Origin of the sequence: Moorena sp. SIO4A1 (genome assembly GCF_010672065.1) — a bacterium.
Classification (GTDB): Bacteria; Cyanobacteriota; Cyanobacteriia; order Cyanobacteriales; family Coleofasciculaceae; genus Moorena.
In genome coordinates this window covers 1-3056 of record NZ_JAAHHX010000210.1, presented here as the reverse complement: position 1 = coordinate 3056, position 3056 = coordinate 1, and the positions used below count along the sequence as shown (strand labels likewise).

3 protein-coding genes and 1 pseudogene are annotated in these 3056 nt (G+C 42.5%); 3 read left to right on the top strand and 1 reads right to left on the bottom strand.

Annotated elements, in window-relative coordinates; all coding sequences use genetic code 11:
• Together F6K53_RS36275 and F6K53_RS36270 are read left to right on the top strand one after the other, a co-directional pair.
• A pseudogene (locus tag F6K53_RS36275) lies at positions 1 to 328 on the top strand (HAD family hydrolase); the annotation flags it as partial.
• Between the two features lie 364 nt (positions 329 to 692).
• Positions 693 to 854, top strand: a complete 162-nt coding sequence (locus F6K53_RS36270; RefSeq protein WP_293084274.1) for a hypothetical protein — start codon at positions 693 to 695, stop codon at positions 852 to 854.
• A 97-nt stretch (positions 855 to 951) separates the two neighbouring features.
• On the opposite strand, the gene F6K53_RS36265 is transcribed toward F6K53_RS36270, so the two are convergent.
• On the bottom strand, positions 952 to 2433 hold the full coding sequence (locus F6K53_RS36265; RefSeq protein WP_293056330.1) for a zinc ribbon domain-containing protein: 1482 nt from the start codon (positions 2431 to 2433) through the stop codon (positions 952 to 954).
• Between the two features lie 130 nt (positions 2434 to 2563).
• Here F6K53_RS36265 and F6K53_RS36260 point away from each other — a divergent pair, with 130 nt between their 5' ends.
• Positions 2564 to 2692 (top strand): hypothetical protein, encoded by a 129-nt coding sequence (locus F6K53_RS36260; RefSeq protein ID WP_293084271.1) that lies wholly within the window; start codon positions 2564 to 2566, stop codon positions 2690 to 2692.
• Positions 2693 to 3056: the final 364 nt, after the last annotated feature.

Genomic DNA, 3056 nt, shown 5'->3' with positions numbered 1-3056 from the left:
CTTCATCAAACAACTATTGCTGCAACAAGGTATTAAATTACCACAAGACAGAATTATTGGCAAGGAGTCCAAACGACCCAAACATCAAACCCTACGACAATTAATTGAAACTTTTCCAGGGGAAGCTGTAACACTATGGTTTGTGGAAGATCGGATCAAGACCCTTCAATCTGTGCAACAGCAGCCAGACCTCAAAGCGGTGAAACTCTATCTAGCTGATTGGGGCTACAACACAAAAACTGAGCAAGAATTTGCTTGTAATGACCCGAGAATTCAGTTGTTGTCTCTTGATAAATTTTACCAGGATTTTTCAAATTGGCTCGATTAACTATTAGGTATTAGTCCTAATGGCAAGGGAAATTTAGGTTTTGGCAGCATTTCAGGGAACTCTATAACTATCACCTCTGAGATTGTGTTCTCAACCAGGGGTGAAAGGGATTTTGAATAACACGCTTTTCGGTTGGGGTTTCTATGGGATGCGACACCTAATTTTTAAATTATGGCACTGGTTACTAAAGCTAATTTTTCAGAGAATAATCCTGGTTCTAACGATCATGTTTTGCCTGGGAGTGGGAATTGCCCTCTCAAGCATGTCTCGTCTATCTATGGATCTAATTTAATCCCACGCACTAGAGTATTCCGCCTTATCCACTCAAGTTATTAATGAGGCACGTAACCTCTACAGTACTGAGGTGGTTAGTCGTGCTAAAACTGTTCATGGGATTACCGTTACCCATGACTACACCACCAAAAAAGGGGCAATTCCTAATCCAGCTACCTATGTGATAGAACTGGGTTCGCGCATCAGTGCCAATGATACGGGAGCTTTAATCAGGGATACTCTTAAACCGTGATTAATCGGGGTAAACCCGGATAAATCGGTCAAGGTCAATTTATTGTTGCTTGAGTGAGGAGTGGTCAAGCAGTAACTGGAGTCGAACCTTCCACTCACTATCTAAGCGTTCCTTGCATCCCGGCAAGGAGATCCCTAAAAGCTTGAGTTCTGCTATGCTTAGAATCAAGCCATCCTAGCTTAACCGCATCAGCTAAACTCAAGTCCATACCTTCCAGGAAACGCGCGGTACGACGCAACAATACTGCTTGGACTTCTTCCCTTTTCGTATACCGGGAGATCTCGTGATCTGTACCACGACCAAGAATATTCCGTGCAGCATTGTGATCAGCCTGCAACACGACCCCATTAAATCTGGTAAAGGTGTCCCCTTTCCTGACCCCTAACAGGGTGCCAGTTACGGAGTCAACTTGCGACGTGTAGCTTGGCTGAATTTCTAAAACTACTGAACCAGTCCAGTTAGCCCATTTTTGTAAAGAGTCTCGAATAGCTCCTTTCATCCAGCTATTCAATTTTCGAGACATTGCTAATGATTGACGTTTCCCTTTGATTGGTTCGGTTAAATCTTCTGCGAAGACTTTCAATGATTCCCCATTAAAAAGTGACCTACTTGCAGCGCCTATAATGGCTATAATTCCTGCCTGGTCTTTTCTGTAGCGACGATTTTCCGTTTTTCGGCTCAGATTATTTTCTAGTATGCGAGCTGATTTGGCCGGGTCGATTTTTTTTAACTTTCGATGCAGTGCCCACAATTTTCCACGATGGCGGTTTTTCTGAGTAATTCTATCAGACTTATTACTTGCCAATTTGCCTAAGCCCAGACCATGGGCACGGCCATCTGAATCGTAAAACGCTTCTGTGTAACCCTTATCTACGCCCAGAAAACGACTTTCCTTGGCAATATTGACAGTTCCATGCTCAACCAAAAAATGGATTTCAAAACGCTGGAAATCTTGATTGTGAATTAGTCTAATCTGTCCAGTTATTTTTCGATTAGACCTTACGAGAATTCGATTCCGTTTCCCTCTACGTAATCCCGCCATTTCTAACTGATAAGTGTGTCTAGATATTCGCTTACAGGAGTAACCATTTTGTTGGTAGACTATTTGATTATTTACCCAAGAATGGCCACGCTGAAAAGTTTTCCTGACAATTCGATGTAGAAATGGATCCTCTAGAAAACTAGAACTCGATAATTGCTTGTAGCACTGAGAACGTCGTTTTTCGTTCTCTTTGCCTGGAAATTGTTTATGCAGAATTTTTCCTAATGCTTCAATACAAGCGGCTTGTTGGGCACTAATGGCTTTAGCGACATCACTAACCGTCCATTCCATTAGCTTGGATGGCAACCCTAAAGACTCTGGAGTCCTAAAAGCTCTGACTTCTGGATAAGCTTTCCTCCAATCAAGTCCCCAATGACTGACGCTGCCCAGCTTGTTATAGGACTCAGAGCGAACTACGCCTAAACGATCCATCATGGCAAAAAGCTCAGCTTCAACCGTCATTGACATCCCAATTACTGGGACTACCTGGGTTGAGAGCTTCTTAATTGTACCTGATTTTTTCTGGCGATTAGGCATCGCTCACGCTAGTTGGCATCTGTGTCCATTATACCCTAAAAAATCCGTTTTTATCCCGCTTTTTGGCTACTTAATTGCAAGGCAAATTAATCTAGCAGATTGATCTCCTGTCGGGGACAAAGGTTATGCGATGGCTCGAAGAGCCCGCCAAAGGCGATTGACCGTAGGTCACGCTACGCGATCGCAAAAGCAAAATTTCCTCAACCAGTTCTCCCCAAGCAAACTCCATATGTTTAATTTAATCCTAATCGTGGTTTAGTTTAGCATTCATAGGTTGAATTGCCTGGGTGATGACCATGATATTCGTTACAAAACTTTACATAAAATTGTATAAAAATTCAATTTTTGGAGTGATTAATTATAGTGAGGAGGACCAATAAAGCTTGATGCTCTTGGTTGTCCTAAACCAGTAAGGATGAGTTATAGTCATGAATCAAATACCAGATAGCGGGACTTTGACAAAATCTTGCAATCCAATCACCGATCAACCTAGATGGGGAGGGCGATTCACCTTGGAGGCGTATATCATTAAGTATTCACTTTCAGGCAATTGACCTTTTTCCCTTACCCAGAGAGGTTTTCATCCCAATTCTGGCCGATTACGGCTACACATCAATAGTGGC